The organism is Streptomyces kanamyceticus (assembly GCF_008704495.1).
Lineage (GTDB): Bacteria > Actinomycetota > Actinomycetes > Streptomycetales > Streptomycetaceae > Streptomyces > Streptomyces kanamyceticus.
On sequence record NZ_CP023699.1, the window covers coordinates 3,376,207 to 3,400,490 of the forward strand.

Annotated in this window: 18 protein-coding genes, 1 tRNA gene and 1 pseudogene; 5 read left to right on the forward strand and 15 right to left on the reverse strand. The window is 67.3% G+C overall.

Annotation, left to right across the window (positions count from 1 at the left end):
* Window positions 1-22: 22 nt before the first annotated feature.
* From CP970_RS13575 to CP970_RS13640, 14 genes are all read right to left on the reverse strand, one after another.
* Window positions 23-1,294 (reverse strand): serine hydroxymethyltransferase, encoded by a 1,272-nt coding sequence (locus CP970_RS13575; protein WP_079043100.1) that lies wholly within the window; start codon window positions 1,292-1,294, stop codon window positions 23-25.
* A gap of 78 nt (window positions 1,295-1,372) precedes the next feature.
* Window positions 1,373-2,023, reverse strand: a complete 651-nt coding sequence (locus CP970_RS13580; protein ID WP_055543562.1) for an arsenate reductase/protein-tyrosine-phosphatase family protein — start codon at window positions 2,021-2,023, stop codon at window positions 1,373-1,375.
* Window positions 2,020-2,667, reverse strand: coding sequence for an L-threonylcarbamoyladenylate synthase (locus CP970_RS13585; RefSeq protein ID WP_055543563.1), 648 nt, complete (start codon window positions 2,665-2,667; stop codon window positions 2,020-2,022). The genes CP970_RS13580 and CP970_RS13585 overlap by 4 nt, the downstream gene beginning before the upstream one ends.
* Window positions 2,668-2,714: 47 nt before the next feature.
* A complete protein-coding gene (gene prmC, locus CP970_RS13590; protein WP_055543564.1) occupies window positions 2,715-3,554 on the reverse strand; it encodes a peptide chain release factor N(5)-glutamine methyltransferase in 840 nt (279 codons plus the stop codon).
* Between the two features lie 80 nt (window positions 3,555-3,634).
* Entirely contained in the window at window positions 3,635-4,711 is a 1,077-nt protein-coding gene (prfA, locus tag CP970_RS13595; RefSeq protein WP_055543565.1) for a peptide chain release factor 1, read from the reverse strand.
* A gap of 115 nt (window positions 4,712-4,826) precedes the next feature.
* Complete coding sequence (rpmE, locus tag CP970_RS13600; protein ID WP_055543566.1) at window positions 4,827-5,048, reverse strand: 50S ribosomal protein L31; 222 nt, start codon at window positions 5,046-5,048, stop codon at window positions 4,827-4,829.
* Window positions 5,049-5,208: 160 nt separating this feature from the next.
* Window positions 5,209-6,333: an LCP family protein gene (locus CP970_RS13605; RefSeq protein ID WP_055543567.1), complete on the reverse strand. Its 1,125-nt coding sequence runs from the start codon at window positions 6,331-6,333 to the stop codon at window positions 5,209-5,211.
* Between the two features lie 338 nt (window positions 6,334-6,671).
* On the reverse strand, window positions 6,672-8,708 hold the full coding sequence (rho, locus tag CP970_RS13610) for a transcription termination factor Rho (RefSeq protein ID WP_055543568.1): 2,037 nt from the start codon (window positions 8,706-8,708) through the stop codon (window positions 6,672-6,674).
* 388 nt (window positions 8,709-9,096) lie between these two features.
* Window positions 9,097-10,014, reverse strand: coding sequence for a homoserine kinase (gene thrB / locus CP970_RS13615; protein WP_055543569.1), 918 nt, complete (start codon window positions 10,012-10,014; stop codon window positions 9,097-9,099).
* A gap of 269 nt (window positions 10,015-10,283) precedes the next feature.
* On the reverse strand, window positions 10,284-11,342 hold the full coding sequence (gene thrC / locus CP970_RS13620) for a threonine synthase (RefSeq protein ID WP_055543570.1): 1,059 nt from the start codon (window positions 11,340-11,342) through the stop codon (window positions 10,284-10,286).
* A 6-nt stretch (window positions 11,343-11,348) separates the two neighbouring features.
* Window positions 11,349-12,641: a homoserine dehydrogenase gene (locus CP970_RS13625; RefSeq protein ID WP_055543571.1), complete on the reverse strand. Its 1,293-nt coding sequence runs from the start codon at window positions 12,639-12,641 to the stop codon at window positions 11,349-11,351.
* Window positions 12,642-12,735: 94 nt separating this feature from the next.
* Window positions 12,736-14,127, reverse strand: a complete 1,392-nt coding sequence (gene lysA, locus CP970_RS13630) for a diaminopimelate decarboxylase (RefSeq protein ID WP_055543572.1) — start codon at window positions 14,125-14,127, stop codon at window positions 12,736-12,738.
* Between the two features lie 19 nt (window positions 14,128-14,146).
* The gene (nrtL, locus tag CP970_RS13635) at window positions 14,147-15,196 is read right to left on the reverse strand and encodes an ArgS-related anticodon-binding protein NrtL (protein WP_150493320.1); all 1,050 of its coding nucleotides are present in this window, start codon (window positions 15,194-15,196) and stop codon (window positions 14,147-14,149) included.
* A 478-nt stretch (window positions 15,197-15,674) separates the two neighbouring features.
* Window positions 15,675-16,238 (reverse strand): response regulator, encoded by a 564-nt coding sequence (locus CP970_RS13640; RefSeq protein WP_398655048.1) that lies wholly within the window; start codon window positions 16,236-16,238, stop codon window positions 15,675-15,677.
* A gap of 181 nt (window positions 16,239-16,419) precedes the next feature.
* Here CP970_RS13640 and CP970_RS13645 point away from each other — a divergent pair.
* Together CP970_RS13645 and CP970_RS13650 are read left to right on the forward strand one after the other, a co-directional pair.
* Window positions 16,420-16,491 (forward strand) — tRNA-Arg (locus tag CP970_RS13645).
* A 252-nt stretch (window positions 16,492-16,743) separates the two neighbouring features.
* The gene (locus CP970_RS13650) at window positions 16,744-17,373 is read left to right on the forward strand and encodes a hypothetical protein (protein WP_055551408.1); all 630 of its coding nucleotides are present in this window, start codon (window positions 16,744-16,746) and stop codon (window positions 17,371-17,373) included.
* 97 nt (window positions 17,374-17,470) lie between these two features.
* On the opposite strand, the pseudogene CP970_RS13655 reads toward CP970_RS13650, so the two are convergent.
* Window positions 17,471-18,472, reverse strand: a pseudogene (locus CP970_RS13655) (tyrosine-type recombinase/integrase); the annotation flags it as partial.
* 837 nt (window positions 18,473-19,309) lie between these two features.
* On the opposite strand from CP970_RS13655, the gene CP970_RS13665 reads away from it, so the two are divergent.
* The 3 genes from CP970_RS13665 (at window position 19,310) to CP970_RS13675 (ending at window position 24,232) form a co-directional block, all read left to right on the forward strand.
* The gene (locus CP970_RS13665) at window positions 19,310-19,957 is read left to right on the forward strand and encodes a hypothetical protein (RefSeq protein ID WP_150493324.1); all 648 of its coding nucleotides are present in this window, start codon (window positions 19,310-19,312) and stop codon (window positions 19,955-19,957) included.
* Between the two features lie 169 nt (window positions 19,958-20,126).
* Window positions 20,127-22,556 (forward strand): ATP-binding protein, encoded by a 2,430-nt coding sequence (locus tag CP970_RS13670; protein WP_079043769.1) that lies wholly within the window; start codon window positions 20,127-20,129, stop codon window positions 22,554-22,556.
* On the forward strand, window positions 22,553-24,232 hold the full coding sequence (locus CP970_RS13675; RefSeq protein ID WP_055551412.1) for a DEAD/DEAH box helicase family protein: 1,680 nt from the start codon (window positions 22,553-22,555) through the stop codon (window positions 24,230-24,232). Before CP970_RS13670 ends, CP970_RS13675 begins: the two co-directional genes overlap by 4 nt.
* Window positions 24,233-24,284: the final 52 nt, after the last annotated feature.

The window sequence follows — 24,284 nt, forward strand, 5'->3', positions numbered from 1 at the left end:
TCACGGACGCGCCCACCCCGTCCTAGCCCGCATACGGCGGAAACCTGCCCACCAGTTCGCGTACCTCTTCTCGTACGTTCGGGTCTTCGCGCACCGCGTCGACCAGCAGTCCCGCGATGCGCACCATGTCCGGCGCGGTCATCCCCTGGGTCGTGACGGCGGCGGTTCCCAGCCGTAGACCGCGGGTGTCGCCGTGCGGCAGCGCGCACGTGTCGAGGACGATCCCGGCCGCCGCGAGTCGGCCGCGGGCGGTGCGTGCGTCGACTCCCAGGGGTGTCGGATCGGCCAGAATCAGATGGGTGTCCGTACCGCCGGTGGTGATCGCGAAACCGGCGGCGGCAAGACCCTCGGCCAGCATCCGTGCGTTGATCACCACCTGATGGGCGTACGCGGTGAAGGCCGGTGTTGCCGCTTCGCCGAAGGCGACGGCCTTGGCGGCGATCGTGTGCATCTGGGCGCCGCCCTGCGTGAACGGGAAGACGGCCCGGTCGATCCGTTCGGCGAGCTCCGCCCCGCACAGCAGGAGGCCGCCCCGAGGGCCGCGCAGGACCTTGTGCGTGGTCGCGCAGACCACGTCCGCGTGCGGCACAGGGCTGGGCGCCGCTCCCCCGGCCACCAGGCCCATCGGGTGCGCCGCGTCGGCGATGAGGTAGGCGCCCGCGTCGTCGGCGATCTCGCGGAAGGCCGCGTAGTCGATGTGCCGCGGATAGGAGATCGAGCCGCAGACGATGGCCTTGGGGCGATGCGTACGGGCCAGGGCGCGCACCTGGTCGTAGTCGATGAGGCCGCTCTCGGGATCCACTCCGTAGCCGACGAAGTCGAACCAGCGTCCGGAGAAGTTCGCGGGTGAGCCGTGCGTGAGGTGTCCGCCGTACGGCAGTCCCATCGCGAGGACCGTGTCCCCCGGTCTCAGCAGCGCGGCGTACGCGGCGAGCACCGCGGAGGACCCGGAGTGCGGCTGTACGTTGGCGTGCTCGGCGCCGAAGAGCGCCTTGGCGCGGTCGACGGCGATCCGCTCGGCGACGTCCACGAGCTCGCAGCCGCCGTGGTGCCGGGCGCCGGGGTAGCCCTCCGCGTACTTGTTGGCGAGCGGGGAGCCCAGGGCGGTGAGGACGGCGGGCGAGGTGAAGTTCTCCGCGGCGATCAGCTGCAGGGAGTCGGACTGCCGCACGACCTCCCCCACCAGGACGTCGGCGAGCTCCGGGTCCTGTCGGCGCAGCGCGTCGAGATCCGTGTACGCGACGGAGGCGCCGCTGGACGCGGTGCCCTCCGTGGTGACCGTGCTGAGCGACATGGTGGGCTCCGGGGCCGTGCGGGGGTGACCTCAGATCCAATGTAGGCCCGCGGGGGCGGGCCCGCGCGGGCCCGGAGTCTAGGTGTGGGCGTTCACCCCGGTCAGGGCCGTCACCACGGGGTCCAGGGCCTGGTTGATCTCGTCGCCGACCGAGCGGAAGAAGGGCAGGGGTGCCCCGTAGGGGTCGTACACCTCGTCGGCCTCCACGTTGGGGGCGAGGAGCCAGCCGCGCAGGGCCGCCGCGGCGCGCACCAGGGCCCTGGCGCGCTCCACCACGCCCTCGTCGGGGTCGGGCAGGGTCGTCGGGTCTATGGCCCGCACGAGCCGCGTGAACTCCTTGAGCGTGAACGTGCGCAGGCCCGCCGAGTGGCCCATCGAGATGACCTGCGCCCGGTGGTCGCGGGTCGCCGTCAGGACGAGGTCGGCGCGGATGACGTGGTCGTCGAGGAGCTCGCGGCCCATGAACCCGGTGGCGTCCGCGCCGAAGTCCGCGAGGACGGTCTCGGCGTTGGTCTCCATGGGGGCGCCCTCGTGGCCCCAGGTGCCCGCGCTCTCCACGATCAGACCGCCCGTGAAGGGGTCGCCGAGCCGGTCGGCCAGGGCATGCCGGGTCAGCCGCTCGGTGATCGGCGAGCGGCACACGTTGCCGGTGCTGACGTGGAGGATGCGGAACGCGCCCGCAGAGCCCGGGAAGCCCGCTATGCCACGCCCCGTCTCAGGGGCTGTCAATTCGCCACCTCGAGGTCGGGTACGACCTTGCGCAGCTCCTCGGCGGAGAGCGCGCCCGCCCGCAGCAGCACCGGCACCTTGCCCGTGACGTCGACGATCGACGACGGGACGATGCCGGGGGTCGGGCCGCCGTCCAGGTACACGGAGACGGAGTCGCCGAGCATCTCCTGGGCGGCGTCGCAGTCCTCGGGGGCCGGGTGGCCCGTGAGGTTGGCGGAGGAGACGGCCATCGGGCCGACCTCGGTGAGCAGTTCGATGGCGACGGGGTGCAGCGGCATGCGGATGGCGACCGTGCCGCGGGTGTCGCCGAGGTCCCACTGGAGGGACGGCTGCTGCTTGGCGACCAGGGTCAGGGCGCCGGGCCAGAAGGCGTCGACGAGCTCCCAGGCCGACTCGGAGAAGTCGGTGACCAGGCCGTGCAGGGTGTTCGGTGAGCCGATGAGGACGGGGGTCGGCATGTTGCGGCCGCGGCCCTTGGCGTCCAGGAGATCGGCGCAGGCCTCCGGGGTGAAGGCGTCGGCACCGATGCCGTAGACGGTGTCGGTGGGCAGCACGACCAGCTCGCCACGGCGGACGGCGGACGCGGCCTCGCGCAGACCGGTCGTACGGTCGGTCGCGTCGTTGGTGTCGTATCGCCGTGCCATTTAGCGGGCCTCCTCGTACACGTACTGCTGGCTTGACGTCTTGGTGGTCACGGCATCGCCTTGCGGGCGGTGGCGAAGCGCGGCCGGTTGTTGAGGTCGGGGTGGTCGGCCGCGTCGGCCCAGCCCCGCTCCTCGGTGAAGATCCACGGCACCTGGCCGCCCTGGGTGTCGGCGTGCTCGACGACGACGACACCGCCGGGGCGGAGCAGCCGGTGCGCGGTGCGTTCGATGCCGCGGATCAGGTCGAGGCCGTCCTCGCCGGAGAACAGGGCGAGCTCGGGGTCGTGGTCGCGGGCCTCCGGCGCGACGTACTCCCACTCGGTGAGCGGGATGTACGGCGGGTTGGAGACCACCAGGTCGACCTGTCCGTCGAGCTCGGGGAGCGCGTCACGGGCGTCGCCCTGGGAGAGCTTGACCCTGGATCCCTCGACGTTCTTCCGGGTCCACTTCAGGGCGTCCTCGGAGAGCTCCACGGCGTGCACCCGCGAGCGCGGGACCTCCTGCGCGAGGGCGAGCGCGATGGCGCCCGACCCGGTGCACAGGTCGACGATCAGCGGCTCGACCACGTCCATGGCGCGCACGGCGTCTATGGCCCACCCGACGACCGACTCGGTCTCCGGCCGCGGCACGAAGACCCCGGGGCCGACCTGCAGCTCCAGGTACCGGAAGTAGGCGTGCCCGGTGATGTGCTGGAGCGGCTCGCGGGCCTCGCGGCGGGCGATCGTCTCCCAGTAGCGGGCGTCGAAGTCCGCGTCCTTGACGGAGTGCAGCTCGCCCCGCTTCACACCGTGTACGAAGGCGGCCAGCTCCTCCGCGTCGTTGCGCGGCGAGGGCACGCCCGCGTCGGCGAGGCGTTGGGTGGCCTGGGCCACTTCCGCGAGCAGCACGCCGCGGGGGTTTGGGGGTCGCCCCCCAAGATGTTGCTGCACGCTGGTCCTCCGGGCTGAGCTGTGGACGGGCGGGGGTGTTACGCGGCGGCGAGCTTGGCGGCGGAGTCCGCGTCGACGCAGGCCTGGATGACCGCGTCGAGGTCGCCGTCGAGCACCTGGTCCAAGTTGTACGCCTTGAAACCGACGCGGTGGTCCGAGATCCGGTTTTCCGGGAAGTTGTACGTCCGGATCTTCTCGGAGCGGTCGACGGTGCGGACCTGGCTGCGGCGCGCGTCCGCGGCCTCCTTCTCCGCTTCCTCCTGGGCCGCCGCGAGCAGCCTGGAACGCAGAATACGCATGGCCTGCTCCTTGTTCTGGAGCTGGCTCTTCTCGTTCTGGCAGGAGGCGACGACTCCGGTGGGCAGGTGCGTGATGCGCACCGCGGAGTCGGTGGTGTTGACGGACTGGCCGCCGGGACCCGAGGAGCGGTAGACGTCGATGCGCAGGTCGTTCGCGTGGATCTCGACGTCGATCTCCTCGGCCTCGGGCGTCACCAGGACACCGGCGGCCGAGGTGTGGATGCGGCCCTGGGACTCGGTGGAGGGCACGCGCTGCACGCGGTGCACGCCGCCCTCGTACTTCAGCCGGGCCCAGACGCCCTGTCCCGGCTCGGTGGCACCCTGGCCGCCCTTGGTCTTCACGGCGACCTGGACGTCCTTGTAGCCGCCCAGCTCGGACTCGGTGGCGTCGATGATCTCGGTCTTCCAGCCGACGCGCTCCGCGTACCGCAGGTACATGCGGAGCAGGTCACCGGCGAAGAGCGCCGACTCGTCGCCGCCCGCGCCCGCCTTGACCTCCAGGATGACGTCCTTGTCGTCGGACGGGTCCCGGGGCACGAGCAGCAGGCGCAGCTTCTCGGTGATCTCCTCGCGCTGCCGCTCCAGGTCCTTGACCTCGGCGGCGAAGTCCGGGTCGGAGGCGGCGAACTCGCGCGCGGTCTCGATGTCCTCACCGGTCTGCTTCCAGGCGCGGTACGTCGAGACGATCGGGGTCAGCTCGGCATAGCGCTTGTTGAGCTTGCGCGCGTTGGCCTGGTCGGCGTGGACCGACGGGTCCGCGAGCTTGTTCTCCAGATCGGCGTGCTCGCCGATCAGTTCCTCGACCGCCTCGAACATCGGGGGCTCCTGGTTTTCTACGCGAGGTTTCTACGCGAATTGGCTGCGGGACGGCAAAAGCGCCGGTCCCGGCCACCCCCTCCCGAGGGCGGCCGATGACCGGCGCAGTGGCTCGCTACTTGTTGGCGCCTGCAGCCTTGCCGAAGCGGGCCTCGAAGCGGGCCACGCGGCCACCGGTGTCGAGGATCTTCTGCTTGCCCGTGTAGAACGGGTGGCACTCGGAGCAGACCTCGGCACGGACGGTGCCGCTGGAGATCGTGCTGCGGGTGGTGAACTCCGCGCCACAGGTGCAGCTGACCTGGGTCTCGAAGTACTCGGGGTGGATGTCGCGCTTCAAGGTGTCTCCTAGTTTCGGGAGGGCGCCGGGTCGTACGCGCGGATTGCTCGTACGTGAACCGGGGCCGACGTACCAGTCTGCCAGGACCGGCCGTATCTCCCAAAACCGGGGTGGGGGCCGATCTATTCCTGAGGGCTCGCCGGCCGCTCTTCCCGGGGGCTCAGTCGCTGCTCACCACGGAGCCCACGGAGCCCTTGTCGCCCGCCGACTTGTCCGTGGCGGACTTGGGGATGGGCTTGTCGGCCTTGAGCGCGCCCCAGACCTCCTTGCCCGCCTGCTCCAGGGGCAGCACGCGGTTGCGGTCCGCGGGGTCGTACTCGACGGGCAGCGTGACCATCTTCATGTCGCCCGCGCCGATGCCCTTGAGGCCGTTGGCAAAGCTCGCCAGGGACTTCACGTCGTTCAGGTCCGAGTCGGTGGTGATGGCGCTGGTCGCGTCGTCCGCGAGGTCGAAGAGCTTCTTCGGGTTGCTGAAGACGCCGACGTCCTTGACCTGGTTGAGCAGGGCCTTGATGAACGCCTGCTGGAGCTGGATGCGGCCCAGGTCACTGCCGTCACCGACGCCGTGCCGGGTGCGGACGAGGCCGAGCGCCTGCTCGCCGTCGAGGGTGTGCTTGCCCGCGTCGAGGTCGAGGTGGCTCTTCTCGTCCTTGATGGGCTGCTTCGTGGTGAGCTCGACGCCGCCGAGGGTGTCGATGAGCTTCTTGAAGCCCGTGAAGTCGACCTCGAGGTAGTGGTCCATCCTGATGCCGGACATCTGCTCGACGGTCTTGACGGCGCAGGCCGGGCCGCCGACCTCGTACGCCGTGTTGAACATCTGCCGCTGGCCGCCGGGGTCGGTCGTCTTGCCGTCCACGGACTTGCACTGGGGCCGGGATATCAGGGTGTCGCGGGGTATGGAGACGATGCTGGCCTTCTTGTGGCCCTTGTAGACGTGGACGATCATCGCGGTGTCCGAGCGGGCCGCGCCCTCGTCCTTGCCGTACTTGGCGTTGTCACCGGAGCGCGAGTCCGAGCCGAGGACGAGGATGTCCTGGGAGCCGTTGTCGACGTCGAGCGGGCGGTCGGTGCCGAGCGCGGCGTTGATGTCGACGCCCTTGATGTTGCCGTTGAGCTTGAAGTACACGTAGCCGGCGCCCACTCCGCCGAGTACGACCACCGAGGCCGCGGCCCATGCCGTGCCGACGAGCACCTTGTGGCGCGTGGGGCGGGGCTTGCGGCGTCGGCCGCCTCCGCCGCGCTGACGCTTCGGCGTCGTATCGGCCGGCGTGCTCTCGTCGGTCATCTGCTCCTCAGTCCTCGTCGGTCGGTAACCCCCTGCTTTCAGGGACAGGCGCGGTTTTTCGTCACTTGTCAGACGTCGAAACCGCTTGAAGGGTTGCACAGCGCCCTGTGAGCGCCCCGGGTTCACACCGCTACGCGCCGTACGCAACGGCACTGCTTTTCGGCCCCTCACCTGCGGTTTCCCTCAGGTCCGGACTACTGCGCGTGATCGTGAGAATCTCTTATGTGTGTGGCCAAGGTCTCGCTTTGGTCTCGTTCCGCACCATGCGCGCCATCCGCAACAAAAGGGCCGCCCCGTCACCAGCGTGACGGGGCGGCCCTTTTGACTGCTGAGGACGACTAGTCGTTGCCGTTGCCCGGCGCCGGGGTCGTCTTCTGGATCTGGAGCAGGAACTCCGCGTTCGACTTCGTCTGCTTCATCTTGTCCAGGAGCAGCTCGATCGCCTGCTGCTGGTCGAGCGCGTGCAGCACGCGACGCAGCTTCCAGGTGATGGCGAGCTCGTCGCTGCCGAGCAGGATCTCTTCCTTACGGGTACCGGACGCGTCGACGTCCACCGCGGGGAAGATGCGCTTGTCCGCGAGCTTGCGGTCGAGCTTGAGCTCGGCGTTGCCGGTGCCCTTGAACTCCTCGAAGATCACCTCGTCCATGCGCGAACCGGTGTCGACGAGCGCGGTCGCGAGGATGGTCAGCGAGCCGCCGTCCTCGATGTTGCGCGCGGCGCCGAAGAAGCGCTTGGGCGGGTAGAGCGCCGTCGAGTCGACACCACCGGACAGGATGCGGCCCGAGGCCGGGGCGGCGAGGTTGTACGCACGGCCCAGACGCGTGATCGAGTCGAGCAGCACGACGACGTCGTGGCCCAGCTCCACCAGACGCTTGGCGCGCTCGATGGCGAGCTCGGCGACCGTGGTGTGGTCCTCGGCGGGACGGTCGAAGGTCGAGGAGATGACCTCGCCCTTCACCGACCGCTGCATGTCGGTGACCTCTTCCGGACGCTCGTCGACCAGGACGACCATCAGGTGGCACTCGGGGTTGTTGTGCGTGATCGCGTTGGCGATCGCCTGCATGATCATGGTCTTGCCGGTCTTCGGCGGGGCCACGATCAGACCGCGCTGTCCCTTACCGATGGGCGCGACGAGGTCGATGATGCGGGTGGTGAGCACGCCCGGGTCGGTCTCCAGGCGGAGCCTGTCCTGCGGGTAAAGGGGCGTCAGCTTGTTGAACTCCGGTCGCCCGCGCCCGGATTCGGCCGCCATGCCGTTCGCCGAGTCGAGGCGGACGAGCGCGTTGAACTTCTCGCGGCGCTCGCCGTCCTTGGGCTGGCGGACGGCTCCGGTGATGTGGTCACCCTTGCGCAGGCCGTTCTTGCGGACCTGGGCGAGCGAGACGTACACGTCGTTCGGACCCGGGAGGTAACCCGACGTACGGATGAAGGCGTAGTTGTCGAGGATGTCCAGGATGCCCGCAACGGGGATCAGGACGTCGTCGTCGGAGACCTGCGGCTCGTTGCCGAAGCCGCCCTCGTCACGGCCGCGACGGCCCCGGCGGTCCCGGTAACGGCCGCGGCGGCCGCGGCGGCCGCCGTCGAAGTCGTCGTCGTCCTGCGGACCGTTGTCCCGCTGCCGGTCCTGGCGGTCCTGACGGCCGCCGCCCTGCTGCTGACGGTCCTGGCGGTCCTGGCGGCCGCCACCCTGCTGCTGGTCGTCGCCCTTGTTGCCGCGGCGGTCGCGGTCACGGCCGCGGCCCTGCCGGTCGCGGCGGTCGCGGCGGCCCTCGGCGTTGTCGCCGGCGCCCTCGCCGCCCTTGGCCTCGGACGCGTCGCCCTTGGCCTCGGCCTTCGACTCGCCCTTCGCCTCGGCGGTGACGGTCTCCGGGCTGCCCGCGTCGGCGGTGGCCCTGCGACGACGACGCTCACCCGCGGCCTTGTCCTCGCTGGCGGGCTGGCCGGGGATGTCGATCTGCTGCTGGGCGGCGGCCTTGGCGGTGACCTTCTCGGCCTTGCCGCCCTCGCTCTTGTCGGCGGCCTTGCCCGCCTTGCCGGTGCTCTCCGCGGCGTCCTCGCCCGTACGGGCCTTGGAGGTGGCGCGGCGCTTCGGCTTGGTCTCCGCGGTGTCCGCGGCGGCGGCGCTCTTCGCCGGGGCTCCGCCCCCTGCCTGCGCCTCCTTGATGACCTCGATCAGCTGGCTCTTGCGCATGCGCCCGGTGCCCTTGATCCCAAGGCCCGATGCGACCTGCTGCAGTTCCGCCAGCACCATGCCCTCGAGGCCGGTGCCGCGGCGCCGCCGGGACCCGGCCGAAGCACCGGTGGCAGGCGCCGCGGAGGCGTCCGTGGCGGGCGTGTCGGCAGTCACGCCCATCAGATCGGTGGTGTCGCTCACGAAGGGTCCTTCCCTGGAGCGGACGTCGGCCTGTCTGGCTCGGCGACCGGTTGTGCTGTCCGGCGGTCCCTGTGGTGGGGAACGTGCCGGGGCGGTGGTCCGCCAACGCGGCGGAAGAATTCACTGGTGATGGCGATTCCCGGTGCGGTGCCACTGATGTGCGGTGTCACCCGGCTCGGTCACGCCGGTTCCGGAGCGTGCTCAGGACCGTTCAGTGCGAGGCACAGAACAGTTTGGGAGGCTCCCGGAAGAATGGTTGTCCCGGACGGGGACACAAAGCACCTCGCCATGGTGGGGTCGGGTGCAGACTTGAGATTAACACTACCGGATCCAACAAACATTCCCCCTCTCCGAACCCGGACACCCCGGATTCGCGCGTTTTCCCGCCTCAGGGCGCAAGCGGCAGCACGCTCGCGCCTGTGGCGTCGAGCGCCAGGCGATTGGCCGCCCAGCCCTCTCCTGCCAAACGTGCGACCTTGTCGGCCGCACTGTCTTCGGCCAGCGCGAGGACCGTGGGCCCCGCGCCGGAGATCACCGCGGGCACGCCGTCGGCGCGCAGCCGCTCCACCAGGGCGGCGCTCTCCGGCATGGCCGGGGTGCGGTACTCCTGGTGCAGACGGTCCTCGGTGGCGGGCAGGAGCAGCTCGGGGCGCCTGGTCAGGGCCTCGACGAGCAGCGCGGCCCGGCCCGCGTTGGCGGCCGCGTCGACGTGCGGGACGGTGCGCGGGAGCAGTCCGCGCGCGGTCTCGGTGAGGACGGGCCTTCCCGGCACGAAAACCACCGGAACGATGGAATCGGCGGGTTCCATCCTGATCGCGCGCGCCGCTCCCCCGTCCATCCAGGAGAGCGTGAATCCGCCGAGCAGGCACGCGGCGACGTTGTCGGGGTGCCCCTCGATCTCGGTGGCGAGTTCGAGCAGCGCGGCGTCGTCCAGCTTGGCCTCGCCACCTATCGTCACGGCGCGCGCGGCGACGATTCCGGCGCAGATGGCGGCGGAGGAGGAGCCGAGGCCCCGGCCGTGCGGGATGCGGTTGGCGCAGACGATCTCAAGTCCGCGCGGCTGTCCGCCCAGCAGGTCGAAGGCGGTGCGCAGGGAGCGTACGAGCAGATGCGACTCGTCGCGCGGAAGGGTCTCGCTGCCCTCCCCCGCGATGTCGATGTTCAGGCCTGAGTCGGCCACCCGGACGACCACGTCGTCGTACAGACCGAGCGCCAGGCCGAGGGCGTCGAAGCCCGGGCCGAGGTTGGCGCTGGTGGCGGGGACGCGCACCCGGACGGCGGCGGCGCGGAACGCGGGACCGGCCATCGCTCGATGACTCTCCTTGAGCTGCGTGTTTTTTGAGGCTGCGTATTTTCACTACGCGCCACATGTACGGATTTTCACTATGTGCCACATGTACGGAACACCCGAAGGCCGCGAACAACGGCGGCACCGCGGCATGTGCGGCGGGGCGGGTTCGGTACAGCCTATCGAAGGAAGGTTCTGTGGCGACATAGGGCGCACAGGAGGCGCACGATGCGTGTCGTAAGCCCCCTGTGCCACCCCCTGTGCGGAGTTGCGGGTCGTGCCTGTGGTTACGCCAGGCCGAGGCGTTCGGCGGCGGCGGCCGCGTCGACCGGGACGGTGACCGGCTGCGGGGCGCCCGCGACGGCCCAGTCGGGGTCCTTGAGGCCGTTGCCCGTGACCGTACAGACGATCCGCTGGCCCTTGTCGACCTTGCCCTGCTCGGCGGCCTTCAGCAGACCGGCGACCGACGCGGCCGACGCGGGCTCCACGAAGACACCCTCCTGGGACGCCAACAGCTTGTAGGCGCGCAGGATCTCACGGTCCGTCACCTCGTCGATGACGCCGTCCGACTCGTCGCGCGCGGCGAGGGCGAAGTCCCAGGACGCGGGGTTGCCGATGCGAATCGCGGTGGCGATCGTCGAGGGGTCCTTGACGATCTCGCCGCGCACGATGGGCGCCGAGCCCGAGGCCTGGAAGCCCCACATCCGGGGAGTGCGCGTCGACACCGAGTCGGCGGCGTACTCCTTGTAGCCCTTCCAGTAGGCGGTGATGTTGCCCGCGTTGCCGACGGGGAGGACGTGGATGTCGGGGGCGTCGCCGAGCGCGTCGACGATCTCGAAGGACGCGGTCTTCTGGCCCTCGATGCGGTACGGGTTGACCGAATTGACCAGCGCCACCGGGTAGTTCTCGGAGAGGCCGCGGGCCAGGTTCAGGCAGTCGTCGAAGTTGCCGTCGACCTGGAGGATCTTCGAGCCGTAGACGAGCGCCTGGCCCATCTTGCCGAGCGCGATCTTGCCCTGCGGGACCAGGACGGCACAGACCATTCCGGCGCGGACCGCGTAGGCGGCGGCCGAGGCGGACGTGTTGCCGGTGGAGGCGCAGATGACGGCCTGCGCGCCCTCCTCCTTGGCCTTGGTGATGGCCATGGTCATGCCGCGGTCCTTGAAGGACCCCGTGGGGTTGGCGCCCTCGACCTTGAGGTGGACCTCGCAGCCCGTGCGCTCGGAGAGCACCTGCGCGGGTACGAGCGGCGTACCGCCCTCGCGAAGCGTCACGACCGGCGTCGTGCCGGAGACCGGAAGACGGTCCCGGTACTCCTCGATGATTCCGCGCCACTGGTGGGTCATTGCTGCCTACTCCCCTTCAACCCGCATGATGCTGGCGACACCACGCACGGTGTCGAGTTTGCGCAACGCGTCGACGGTGCCGGTGAGGGCGGCGTCGGGCGCGCGGTGAGTGACGACGACGAGGGATGCCTCGCCGTCCTTGCCCGTCTGACGGACCGTGTCGATCGACACGCCGTGCTCGGCGAAGACCGTCGCGACCTGGGCGAGCACGCCCGGCTTGTCGGCCACGTCGAGGCTGATGTGATAGCGCGTGACGACCTCGCCCATGGAGCTCACGGGCAGCTGGGTGTACGCGGAGTCGCCGGGCCCGGTGGACTCGGCGAGCTTGTTGCGGCACACGGCGACGAGGTCGCCGAGGACGGCGGACGCGGTGGGCGAGCCGCCCGCGCCGGGGCCGTAGAACATCAGCTGGCCCGCGGCCTCCGCCTCGACGAAGACGGCGTTGTACGCGCCGCGGACCGAGGCGAGGGGGTGGCTGAGAGGGATCATCGCGGGGTGCACGCGCGCGGTGACGGACTCGCCGTCGGCGGCCCGCTCGCAGATCGCGAGGAGCTTGATGGTGCAGCCCATGCGCTTCGCGGATGCGAAGTCGGCGGCGGTCACCTCGGTCATGCCCTCGCGGTACACGTCGTCGAGCCGCACGCGCGTGTGGAAGGCGATCCCGGCGAGGATCGCGGCCTTGGCGGCGGCGTCGAAGCCCTCGACGTCGGCGGTCGGGTCCGCCTCGGCGTACCCGAGCGCGGTGGCCTCGTCGAGGGCCTCCTGGTAGCCCGCCCCCGTGGTGTCCATGGCGTCGAGGATGAAGTTCGTCGTCCCGTTCACGATGCCGAGGACGCGGTTGACCTTGTCACCGGCGAGGGACTCGCGCAGCGGCCGGATCAGCGGGATGGCGCCGGCGACGGCGGCCTCGTAGTACAGGTCGCGGCCGTGCTCGACGGCGGCGGCGTGCAGGGCCTCGCCGTCCTGCGCGATGAGCGCCTTGTTCGCGGAGACGACGGACGCGCCGTGCTCGAAGGCGGTGGTGATGAGGGTGCGGGCGGGCTCGATGCCGCCGATCACCTCGACGATGACGTCAATGTCACCGCGTTTGACCAGGGCGGTCGCGTCGGTGGTGATCAGGGAGGGATCGATTCCCTCGCGCACCTTGGAGGGGCGGCGGACGGCGACCCCGGCGAGCTCCACCGGGGCGCCGATCCTGGCTGTGAGGTCCTCGGCGTGCGTCGTCATGATGCGCGCCACCTCTGAGCCGACAACCCCACAGCCCAGCAGCGCCACCTTCAGCGGACGCGTACGCATCATCCGACCTCACTTCTCCTACATCTACGGTGGGACCAGTCTCACCCACCGGAACGGACTTTCTATCCATTGTCCGGATTCTGAGACACCAATTTCATCATCCGACGTCGAGACGCAGGAGATCTTCCTCCGTCTCGCGCCGGACGATCACCCGCGCCGCACCGTCGTCGACGGCCACGACGGGCGGGCGCAGAGCGTGGTTGTAGTTGCTCGCCATCGAACGGCAGTACGCGCCGGTCGCGGGCACCGCGATCAGATCGCCGGGTGCGAGGTCCGCGGGCAGGAACGCGTCACGCACCACGATGTCACCACTCTCACAGTGCTTGCCGACCACCCGCACCAGCATGGGCTCGGCGTCGGACGAGCGGGAGACGAGCGCGACCGTGTACTCGGCGTCGTAGAGCGCGGTGCGGATGTTGTCCGACATGCCGCCGTCCACGGAGACGTACGTACGCAGCCCGTCGAGCGGCTTGATCGTGCCGACCTCGTAGAGCGTGAAGGCGGTCGGGCCGACGATGGCGCGCCCGGGCTCGACGGAGATGCGGGGGGTGCTGAGCTTCGCGGCCGCGCACTCGCGCCCGACGATCTCATTCAGCGCCGCGGCGATCTCGTGCGGCTCGCGCGGGTCGTCGTCGGAGGTGTACGCGATGCCGAGGCCACCGCCGAGGTCGATCTCGGGCAGCTCCACGCCGTGCTCGTCGCGCACCTCGGCGAGCAGCTGCACGACGCGGCGGGCGGAGACCTCGAACCCCGCCATGTCGAAGATCTGCGACCCGATGTGGCTGTGGATCCCGATCAACTCGAGCCCGTCCAGCTTCAGCGCCCGGCGCACGGCCTCGGCGGCCTGTCCCCCGGCCAGCGCGATGCCGAACTTCTGGTCCTCGTGCGCGGTGGCGATGAACTCGTGGGTGTGCGCCTCCACGCCCACGGTCACGCGGATCTGTACGCGCTGGCGCTTGCCGAGCCGCTCGGCGACGTGCGCGACGCGCACGATCTCCTGGAAGGAGTCGAGCACGATCCGTCCGACGCCGACCTCGACGGCCCGCTCGATCTCGCCCTCGGTCTTGTTGTTGCCGTGGAAGGCGATGCGCTCGGCGGGCATCCCGGCGGCCAGCGCGGTCGCCAGCTCCCCGCCGCTGCACACGTCCAGGTTCAGCCCCTCCTCGTGCAGCCACCGCACGACGGCGCGGGAGAGGAACGCCTTGCCCGCGTAGAAGACGTCGGCGTCCGCGCCGAACGCGTCGCGCCAGGCCCGGCAGCGCGCACGGAAGTCGGCCTCGTCGACGAAGTACGCGGGGGTGCCGAACTCTTCGGCGAGCCGCGTCACTTCGATGCCGCCCATGCGGACGACGCCTTCGGCGGTACGGGTGGCGGTGCGGGACCAGACCTTGGCGTCGAGGGCGTTGAGGTCGGTCGGCGGAGCGGCGTAGTGCCCCTCGGGCAGTACGTCCGCGTGGCGGGGCCCGGCGGGGTGTGCGGAACGGCTCATGGCTCTGTCGTCTCGTCTTTCACAGGTGGTCGGGGGCGCTGATGCCGAGCAGGGACAGGCCACCGGCAAGCACCGTCCCGGCGGCTTCGGCGAGCGCGAGCCGGGCGCGGTGGGCGGCCGAGGGTTTCTCGTCACCGAGCGGCAGCACGGTGTGCTGGAAGCCGAGCAGGGCGTCGGCGGCGGTGACGAGGTGCCGGGCCAGGCGGTCCGGCGCGTGGTGGCGGGCGGCGGAGGCGAGGGCTTGGGGGTGGGCGGCGAGGACGTCGAGCAGTTCCTGCGCGTCCTGGACTTCCTGCGGCTGGTCGGCGGGGTCGCTCGTGAATCCGAGGTCGGCGGCGTTGCGCGTGAGGGCGCGGGAGCGGGCGTGGGCGTACCGCACCCGGAACAGCGGATTGCCCTCGCGCTGCGCGAGGTGCTCGTCGCCGATGCGGGGGCGGTCGTGCGCCGCCGGGTGGAGCAGGGCCCAGCGGGCGGCGTCGCGGCCGAGCCGGAGGGGGTCTTCCGGGGCGGGTACGGGGCGCAGGGCGCGGAGGTCCTTGGGCGGACGCCCGTACGCGTCGACGCGCACATCGAGAACGGCCACCCAGTCGGCGTCCGGAGCCTCGTCGCAGGTGGTGCGGACCAGGACGCCCTGGGAGCGCAGGATCCGGCGCAGCGCGTCGGCGACGACGACGGCGCGGACCTCGTGCGGCACGTGGATCTGGGCGAGCTGCCCGGTGTCGGGGTGGACGTGCCCGTAACAGCGCCCGCGCGCGATCACGTCACGTACGAGAGCGGCGCCGCGCGTCCCCGCCAGGGTGATGTTCAGGAACCCGGGCCCGGTGATGTCGATCCCCGCGATGCCGGGTTCGCGGGCGAGCCGCGGCGACAACACCTCGGCAACCTGCCTGGGCGACCGCCCGGCGGCACGGGCCACCTGGAGGGCAACGTTCGTCGCGTAATCCCCACACCCACCGGGCCGCGGCCGCTCCACCCGAACGACCTCCGGCACCTCCACGCTGAGCTCCCCGTCATCGACGGCACGACGCATGGCGCGCAGCACGGTGCGGGAGAGCTCGACGGGGGTCACGGGTCAAGCGTAGGGGAGGAGGGGGGTGGGTAGGCGACTTGGTTTACGGGATGGTCCGGGATGTGGACGGGGCGATGTCTCTGCGACTGGGGGGTGGCCGGGGTCCGTGGTGCCGCCCGGGGTGGGCAGGCGTTGCTGGTGTTCGGGGCGGGGCAGGCCTCCCGGGCCTCCGGGATGGGTCAGACGCCACGGGTGTCTGGGGCGGGGCTGGCACCACGGGGCGACCGGGGCGGGACAGGTGCGACGGGTGACCAGGGTGAGGTAGGCGCCACGGGCGACCGGAGCGGACCAGGCACGACCGGCCTCCGGGATGGGGCAGACGCCACGGGCGTTCGGAGCGGGCCAGGCGTCACGAGTGTCCGGGGCGGGGCAGGGCCTCGGGGGGTCTGGTGATGGGGCGGGCGTCCCTAGCGCCCAGGATGGGCCAGACGCGACGGGCGGTCGGGGTGGAGCAGGCGAGTCAGACGCTGCTCGTGGATCAGGGGGCAGGGTGTCCGGCGCATTCGGCTTCGCCGGTGCCGCCTCCGGTGCGGCCGGTGGGGCTGCTGCCGGGGATGTCCCCGAGCGGCTCGTCCCGGACCTCATCAGCCCCGGTCGCCGCCCCATACTCGTGCCCGTGCCCCCGCTCATGCCCAGGGCCGCGTCCTTCACGCTCCATCAGCTGACGGACGACCCCGACCAGTTCGTTGGGCTCGAAGGGCTTGGCGAGGAAGGCGTCGACACCGACCTCCAGGCCGCTCTCGACCTCGTACTGCGTGCACGCGCTGACGATGACGATGGGCAGATTCCGGGTGCGCGCGTCGGACCGCAGCCGGGCCGCGGTGCGCAGGCCGTCGAGCCGGGGCATCACGACGTCGAGGGTGACCACATCGGGCTGGACCTGCTGCACGACGTCCAGGCACTCGACACCATCGGCCGCGGTCACGACCTCGAAGCCCTCCAGCTCGAGGTTGACCCTGATCAGTTGCCGGATGACCTTGTTGTCGTCCACAACAAGCACGCGGCCGGACACGCCTGACACAACTCGAGAGTAGGTCCGCACCGGCCACCGCGTCCGGGTTTTCCCCACTTCCGCCCCGTGCGAGGGAGCCGACGCGGGCACCCGTGACACCAGAGACGGCGGTACCACCCCGCTGACCACGGAAGCACGGAAAAACCCGTTCATGGAGAGCCCCGGAGAGCTGGTAGTGTTCAACCCGTCGCCGCTCAACCAGCGCCGATACGCCCCCGTAGCTCAGGGGATAGAGCAACGGCCTCCGGAGCCGTGTGCGCAGGTTCGAATCCTGCCGGGGGCACCCTTTATGAGGTGCCCAAAGACCCCGTCACCAGCGGAAACGCTGAGGCCGGGGTCTTTTTGCGTTTGCAGGCATGTGCAGCTCTGCGCCGTCCAAAGCGGCCGTATGTCGGGGCTCGTGGACGACCTGTGGACGGGATCTTGGAGCGTTTCCGCAGGTGGGATCAACTATCCGCAGCCCCAGGCCCGCTGAGCGCCGTGGCCGCCCGTCACAGCAACTGGGCGTGTCAGAGGCGTGCGCTTGGATGAGCGAGTGGCCGTTCAAGACGTTGCTCGGCAGCTGCCCGAGATATCCGTGCTCCGCGAGCACTGCCGTTCCTTGGCAGTACTGGAGGCCATCCTGAGCCCTGAGTGGGAGGCCCGGTACTACTCCTTCAACGACCGATGGTCCGAGACGGCGTCGATGGCCTCGATGAACGGGGCGGGCGACGAATTCTCGATCGTCTTCTCCCTCGCCGGCGCCTACGTTCGCGGGTTCGCCCACGAATCACCGATGAGCCCCTACGCGGAGGACGGACCTTGGCACGGGGTGCTCGACGACGTCCCCGATGCCTTCCGATCATGTGTCGAGGAGCCGGCGTTCTGCGACAAGGACGATATGCCCGTCGTCACAGCATGCACGTGGAGAGAGACGGATGATGTGGCTTGGAAGACGGGGAGGATCGACTACCCCGACGAGCAGCCGGACGACCCGGACGGCGCGGAGTACCTCTTCCAGCTGCTCGTGAACCGCTCACCGGAAGCGTTCCAACGGTGGGCCGAGGACTACTACGAGGCTCCGGTCGCAGTGGAGGCCGTGGTCCACGTCTTCGCTTCCCGTCCTCTGAGCGACTCAGTCGTCAACGCGTTGAACCCAGAGATCACCGTGGCCGATCTCGCCTAGGACCTCGCGGAGATCGGCTACCGGCTGAGCTAAATCCGGCGAGGAATGACGAAGCCCCTGGACAGAACACCAGGGGCCTCAGTTGACGGAACCGGTGTCACTCGTACTCGCGCAGCAGGTCCTCAATGCGCCGGTTGGCCACCTCGTGACGACCGTCGAGGCACTTCGCGTAGCGGGTCAACAGGACCTCAACGCTGTTGTCGGCGCGCTCAGCTACCTCGGTGGGGTCGACGCCGGCGTTGAGCCACGTGGAGAGCGCGGAGTGCCGGAGGTCGTACGGCCGACTGGCGAGCGGCGAGGCTGCCACCGCGGTGGGGAGCGCGAGAGGCGGGCCTCCTGCCACACGCGGTAGATAGGTCGAGGAGGGCACGACGGCCCCCTTCTCGCTGAAGAAGAGACGCCCGTCGGAAGCGGTGCCAAAGGTGTCCAAATGCTCGCGAAGCATGCCCACGAGCTGGGGCGGGATCGGTACGCGCCGGACGTCCTCTGTGGGGCGGCTCTTGAGCCCACGGTCATCGTGGGTCTCCCCCGTGTCGGTCCACTGTCTGCCGACCGAGGGACGCGTTCGGTGGAGGAGCGCAGAGCCCCAGCCCGCGTCTGGCATGACGAGATCTGTCTCAGCAAGGCCGACCGCCTCAGCAGGAAGGAACCCGCCGAAGTACATGCAGGCGAAGAAGCCGACGAGGCGCCGGCCACGAGCGCGGCGGTAGCCACCGATGTAGGAGACGGCTGTGAGCAGGTTGCGCGCCTGCTCCGGATTGGCCACCACGCGCGGATCCACCTGGTTGGACACCTTGGGCTTCTGCCAGCGAACGGCAGTGATGGGGTTCTCTTGCAACTCCCCCAGGTCGACCGCATAGTTCGCTGCATTCACCAGGGTCCGCCGCTTACGCCGCACCGTTTCGGCAGCCGCGGCCGTGCCGTCGAGCTTCAGCTTGAGTGAGTAGAGAACCTGCCGAGCCACCGCAGGATCGGCCAGGTCCGCCAGAGATCGGGATGCCTTGGCAACCCAGTGCAGCACGTTCAGAACATCGTCCGGGACTTCGCGGGAGTCGGGGCCGGGCAGGAGGAAGGCCCAGTTCCTGAGCGCACGACGCAGGGCCGTCTGGACGATGCGTTGCAGGGCAACTAACTCGCCCCCGCCATTCTGACGACGGGAAGCCTGGACGAGGCGGAGCAGCACAGCCGGGAGATCTGCGGCTAATCGGAGATCGATTACGAGCGCAACAAGGCCAGTTGGCTCAGTACTCAGCCAGACCAAGAGCTCGACCCCGAGGCCACACTCCGCCAGCTCGGCGAGTTCGAAACGGATGCCCGCGGGCGAGGCGTCACCCACACGACGTTCCGCAGGATCACCGAAGCCCTAGGACTTCACGGCGCTCAGCGCCAAGGCCTCAGAGCCCTCCTGCTCAACAGCCGTCCGGAGCAGTACCAAGCCCCGCTTTAGCACCTCCCAGCCGAAGCCTGAGTAACAACTTTCTCTACTGGTTCAAGCACCCGGCTGCGCTCCGCTCCGCCGGGCGGGCTTCCCGGCTCCGCTCGGGGCTGCGCCGCCGCCCGCCCACTGTGGATAGGCCCGGAGGTCATGAGTCGAGCACCCGACGAGTACGCGGCCACCGGTCACAGACGATGCCTCCGGCGGGGGATCGGCCGGCACCGGGTGGGAGGAAGCGCCGTTCCCGGCCGCGGGCACATCGTGGCGAGCGTGGCGTCCACCGCCGACCCAGGCAGAGCCGAGCAGTCGCGGCCCATGGCGTCCAGGTCGTTCGTCCAGTTGGGCGCTCCACCTGGACGCCATGAACCACGCCCGCTCCACGGTGTGTGGGTCGACGGCGGACGGGATGGAAGCTGGAGGAGATCTGTAGTTGCTGTGGGGATACAAGTACCGTGTCGAACTTGGCGCCCAACTGCGTAGGAGCTGGCTTTGATTCCGATCGTGGACATCGACGTTGACCCATCGTTTCCAGCGAACTTGGCGATGGGCTGGCCGGACGAGGAGGACGTGAGCGAGGAGGGCTACGGCTACTTCCATAACGTCTGGGCCATGGGGGATGTCACCCGCAGCGAAGCCCTCGCCATGATCGAGGAAGAGCAACATCTCGTAAGGCTTGTTGACCAAGCAAGCCGAACCGATGCGGAATTCGAAGCTGTCGCCAAGGCCGTAGAAGCTGGCGAGCTTGACTACCTTCCTGACGACTACGCCACGCGGTATGCCGACAGCGAACTCATCCAGCTCGTAACCGTGTTCGCGGACGAGGGATCGCCACTCGACACGCTCGAACTCGGGGTGGCTGGCCTCACATTCGCCCTGTCCTCCGTCAGGTGCTTCACCGCAGCGAGTTGCCGTAGACACTGTTCCGACGGCTCTTGGTCAGACCGGCCAGTGGTCTTCTTTGCTGCGGAAAGATCCACCGTCCAATGGCTCACACCCATGGTGCGCGAGAGTGGGTGCGGTTTCGCAGACGGCAGCGAGCGAGCCGACAAGCTGTTGATCGTGGAAGCCCCATCGATCACCAACTTCATGACACTCGCCAACCTCATCGTCCGGCTGACCGAACGACAGGACAGCTCCAAGCCGTCGTAACGAGTCCGCCGTTCCCGGGCCTGACCTCCAACTAGGGGTCCGCATCATCGAGCTGAGTGATCGTATGTATTTCTACGATCCTCATGCGTAATCTGTTTGCCACCGTCGCGCTAGGTCGCTGTGCCACTGCTCAGGGGAGAGCTCCCGTGGACCGGCGACAGGGGGAAAAATGACATCTGAGGCAAACCAGACATCACCTGAAATTCTCGACTTAACGCCATCCCCTCGACTCCTTGAGGTGTTGGGCGATATTCCGTACAAGCCGTGGCAGTGCTTAGCCGAGCTAATCGATAACGCGTTTGACGATTTCCTTTCCGACGCCTCCGGGGATCCGCAGAATCCCGGCGATGTCCACATCACGCTCCCGCGGCAAGGATCCCCCGAGGGAGACGCCTTCGTGTGCGTCGCCGACAACGGGCGCGGGATGAGCCGCACTCAGCTAGAACTAGCCTTGCGCGCCGGATACAGTCCTAACAGCAGATATGGCAACCTTGGTCTATTCGGTATGGGGTTCAATATCGCTACCGCTAACCTAGGTGCGATAACTGAAGTTCGAACCACCCGCGCTGGCGACGAAACCTGGCTCGTCGCCGAAATCAACTTTCCAGAGATGCAGCAAAACAAGAGCTTTGCCGTACCTCTGCGCCAGGAGCCAAAAGACGATCCTGGGCATCACGGAACTGAGATCACCGTGAGCAAGCTGCGGCCCGACAAGCGCTCCGCGCTACGACGATCGCAGGTTGCCAGCACCATCAGGGATCAGCTGGGCCGAGTCTATTCCTATCTTCTGCGCGATAAGCAGGCGGTACCCGAGATTCCCGGTACCTCCTTGGCCGGACGCGGTTTCCATCTTTACGTAAACGGGACAGCCGTCAAGCCACGCCTGCCCTGCATCTGGAGCTCGTCTCGTACGGTCACGTACCAAGGTTCTGAGATCAATGCCGTCCAGCACATCGATCACGATCTCACTCCGGCTTGGGCGTGCCAAGACTGCGGTCACTGGCACCGCGTCTCCCCCGAAAAATGCGTCGAGTGCGGCAGCGAAAACCTCGACCTACGCGAGCGAAAGATCGTTGGCTGGGTCGGTATCCAGCGTTACCTACACCTCAGCGATTTTGGGGTTGACTTCCTGCGCAACGGTCGAAAAATTCTCGTGTCAGATCGGGATATTTTCAATTGGGAGAACCCTGATACCGGAGAGAGTGTAGTCGAGTATCCAATTGAACTCGGCGCAACACAGGGCGGCCGAATCGTAGGTGAGATTCACCTCGATCATGTTCCCGTCACGTATCAGAAGAACGATTTTAAGAGAGATTCCCGTGACTGGATCACGGCGGTACAGCTCGTCAGAGGTGAGGGGCCCGTGCAACCTCGCAAGGCTGCGAACCTCAAATACGAACCCAACACCTCCCCAATCGGGAAGCTCTTCAACGCGTACCGACGGAACGATCCAGGTACCAAATGCCTCATCCCTGGTGAGGGCGGTAAGGCCCTTCACGACAAGGCGCGGGAATGGGCTTCGTTCTTCCGACAAGGTCTGCCCGAGTTCTCGACTGACGAGAAGTGGTACGAGGCTGCCCAAAAAGCAGACAGGCACAGGACAGAAAAAAGCCAGGAGAGGCCAGTACCTACTCGCGCCGATGGCACCAGCCAAGTGAGTGCTGGCACTGCTGGTTCACGGCCGACAAGTGATGTACTCATTCGAACGGGTCTCGATTTCGAAGACGACGTCGCTACTACCGATGCCTCAATTGCATCAGAGCCCTCTACCCTTGACGCCGTTGAGACAGAGGAACAGCGTTTTACTCGATACCGCGACCATGCAAGCTCAATGGCAGATCTAAGCGGCGCCGTGAGTGTAGCTCATCTAGGTAAGCGTCATATCACTGTATACGACACCACCGAGCCCTTGATTGACCACTCAGGCCGAGTAACACCATGTGTTTCTAGAACGGGGCGAGGCAACACGGTTGAGGTATACGTAAATAGCGATCATGAGGTTTTCAAAGAATTTGGGCGCGATCCTCGTGACTATGCCTTTATAGAGATCGCCGAGGTTTTACGGGCTCTAGCGAACACGAGCGATAGCACCGCGCGAGTGGCCGCTGAAGTGACCACTCAATTCCCCGACCAACGCTTTACCGATGCATCGATGCGTGAACGAGCAACCGTCATCCTTAATCGAGTTCGCGATCAGCTAGAGACAGTCGGCTCGCCTCACGCCCCACTCCTATGGAACAGTCTGCCTCAGGTCGAGAAGCAGGCAGCCGAAAAGCACGCAGCGAGTACTGAACCGAGACTGGTGTGGGATGCCGCAACGCTGAGCGGCGAGTTCATACCCCACCTCACTCCAGACGGAATTGCCGCACTGGTCCGCGCTCATCCTGAACTACTACTGGACGACGCAGTCTTCGCGACAAAGTGGTCGACCTGGAACGACCCCGAGGCCCGCGCATCTCAAGTGAGTCGTCTAAGTCGCCTACTTGAAGTTATCGGCTCTTTCCTCGCCAATACCAGTGGCAATACAAGAGTAGATCTCGCGATGATGAGACTGACACTTGACGCAATCTCCACGGAGATGGCGGAGGCCTCAGAATGAGCGAATCATTCGTGGCGCCTGAATTCCTTCTAGATATCGGCCCTATAGCCTTTACGAAGCAAGTGGAGCGACTCCTACTGCACCTTGGATTCAGCGACGTGACAAACGTCGATGGATCCAATGACCAAGGCGGTGACCTGATCGCCCACCGCAAAAGACAAAAGTGGGTGTTCCAAGCGAAATGGAAGTCGCGAGGAACGGTTCCGCCATCAGCTATCGACGAAGTCCTGAACGCCAAATCTTTTTACCGCGCCGACCGGTCCGCCATAGTCACCAACGCTCGCTACGGGCCGAAGATGGAACAGCGACGCGCTGAACTTCGGCGGGTTGGGCACCCAATCGAGCTGTGGTCGGGCCGTGAACTGATTGACCTGTACAACAGCGATCAAGCATGCGCGAAGCGTCTGCCGGCCAGGGACTTACGCGCATACCAGGCTCAAGCTTTTGAGGAGGTTGTTCAAAAGCTTGAGGAGCAAAACCAATCTCTCCTAATCTTGGCAACAGGACTTGGCAAAACGGTTATTGGTGGCGAGGTTATAGCGCGCCATCTTGCTCAACATCCTGGTGACAAGGTACTGGTCGTCGCCCACACGAAAGATCTCGTGGAACAGCTGGAGCGAGCACTCTGGTTTCACATTCCCAAGACCGTTCGCACACAGCTTCTAACTGGCGATCATAAGCCGGACGACCTACGCGGAATTACGTGCGCCACAGTTGCAAGCGCCTTAAACTACATCCGGAGTGGCTATCGCCCCGGAATCGTAATGGTTGACGAAGCTCATCACGTATCGAAGAATGGCAATTTTGCGGAACTGCTAGACATACTTTCCGAGGTGCCGCGGTTCGGGGTAACTGCTACCCCTTGGCGCGGCGACAGATTTGACATTCGCAATCGGTTCGGCGATCCAAGTTTTACTCTGGGGATCGACGATGGTATGCGCCTTGGGTACCTGGCAGAGGTCCACTACAAGCTGTTCTCCGACAACATCGACTGGGACTTCGTCCGGCAAGCCAGCAAGCATAGTTACAGTGTACGAGATCTAAACTCTCGTCTTTTCTTGCCTGAACGTGATGAAGCCATTAGAGATCGTCTGATTGAGGCCTGGTCACGCACTCGTGAGCCCAAAGCAGTGGTCTTTTGTCGAACTGTAGAGCACGCTGAGCGTATCGCGTCACTCTTGAATCAAGTTCCTCAATGGAAAAATGTAAAATCCGTTCATGCGGGGCTGAACCGGCGCGAACGTCAACTACGCCTTATGGCCTTTCGCCAGGGCGAGATCCCCATCATCACAGCCGTCGATGTGCTGAACGAAGGTGTGGATATTCCAGACGTCAACATCATCTGCTTCGCACGGGTCACGCACAGCCGGCGCATCTTCGTGCAGCAGTTGGGCCGCGGACTCCGTCTGCGCTCCGGTAAGAGTCATGTCGAGGCTCTGGACTTTGTCAGCGACATCAGGCGCGTTGCTGCAATCATGCGCCTTAGAGAGAAGGTCTCTGCCGACGAGATCGAGACACTTCGACTCAGAACCATGGGAACACGTTTTGAGTTCACTGACGCCCAAGCGGAGTCTTTGATGCGGGAATGGATCAAAGATGCTGCGAGCCTGGAGACGGCACTCGACGAACACCGCCTTCAGTTCCCTGACCCTGACGGACTTCAGGAGGGAGCGTGAGCGATATCCCTGACCTGATTAGACGCCAGGTCATTGGCGAGGTCTACCGCCA

Coding starts and splice junctions, on each gene's coding strand:
- CP970_RS13575 (WP_079043100.1), bottom strand. CDS start 1,294: ATGTCGCTCAGCACGGTCACCACGGAGGGCACCGCGTCCAGCGGCGCC.
- CP970_RS13585 (WP_055543563.1), bottom strand. CDS start 2,667: ATGGCACGGCGATACGACACCAACGACGCGACCGACCGTACGACCGGT.
- prfA (WP_055543565.1), bottom strand. CDS start 4,711: ATGTTCGAGGCGGTCGAGGAACTGATCGGCGAGCACGCCGATCTGGAG.
- CP970_RS13605 (WP_055543567.1), bottom strand. CDS start 6,333: ATGACCGACGAGAGCACGCCGGCCGATACGACGCCGAAGCGTCAGCGC.
- thrB (WP_055543569.1), bottom strand. CDS start 10,014: ATGGCCGGTCCCGCGTTCCGCGCCGCCGCCGTCCGGGTGCGCGTCCCC.
- thrC (WP_055543570.1), bottom strand. CDS start 11,342: ATGACCCACCAGTGGCGCGGAATCATCGAGGAGTACCGGGACCGTCTT.
- CP970_RS13625 (WP_055543571.1), bottom strand. CDS start 12,641: ATGATGCGTACGCGTCCGCTGAAGGTGGCGCTGCTGGGCTGTGGGGTT.
- lysA (WP_055543572.1), bottom strand. CDS start 14,127: ATGAGCCGTTCCGCACACCCCGCCGGGCCCCGCCACGCGGACGTACTG.
- CP970_RS13670 (WP_079043769.1), top strand. CDS start 20,127: ATGACATCTGAGGCAAACCAGACATCACCTGAAATTCTCGACTTAACG.
- CP970_RS13675 (WP_055551412.1), top strand. CDS start 22,553: ATGAGCGAATCATTCGTGGCGCCTGAATTCCTTCTAGATATCGGCCCT.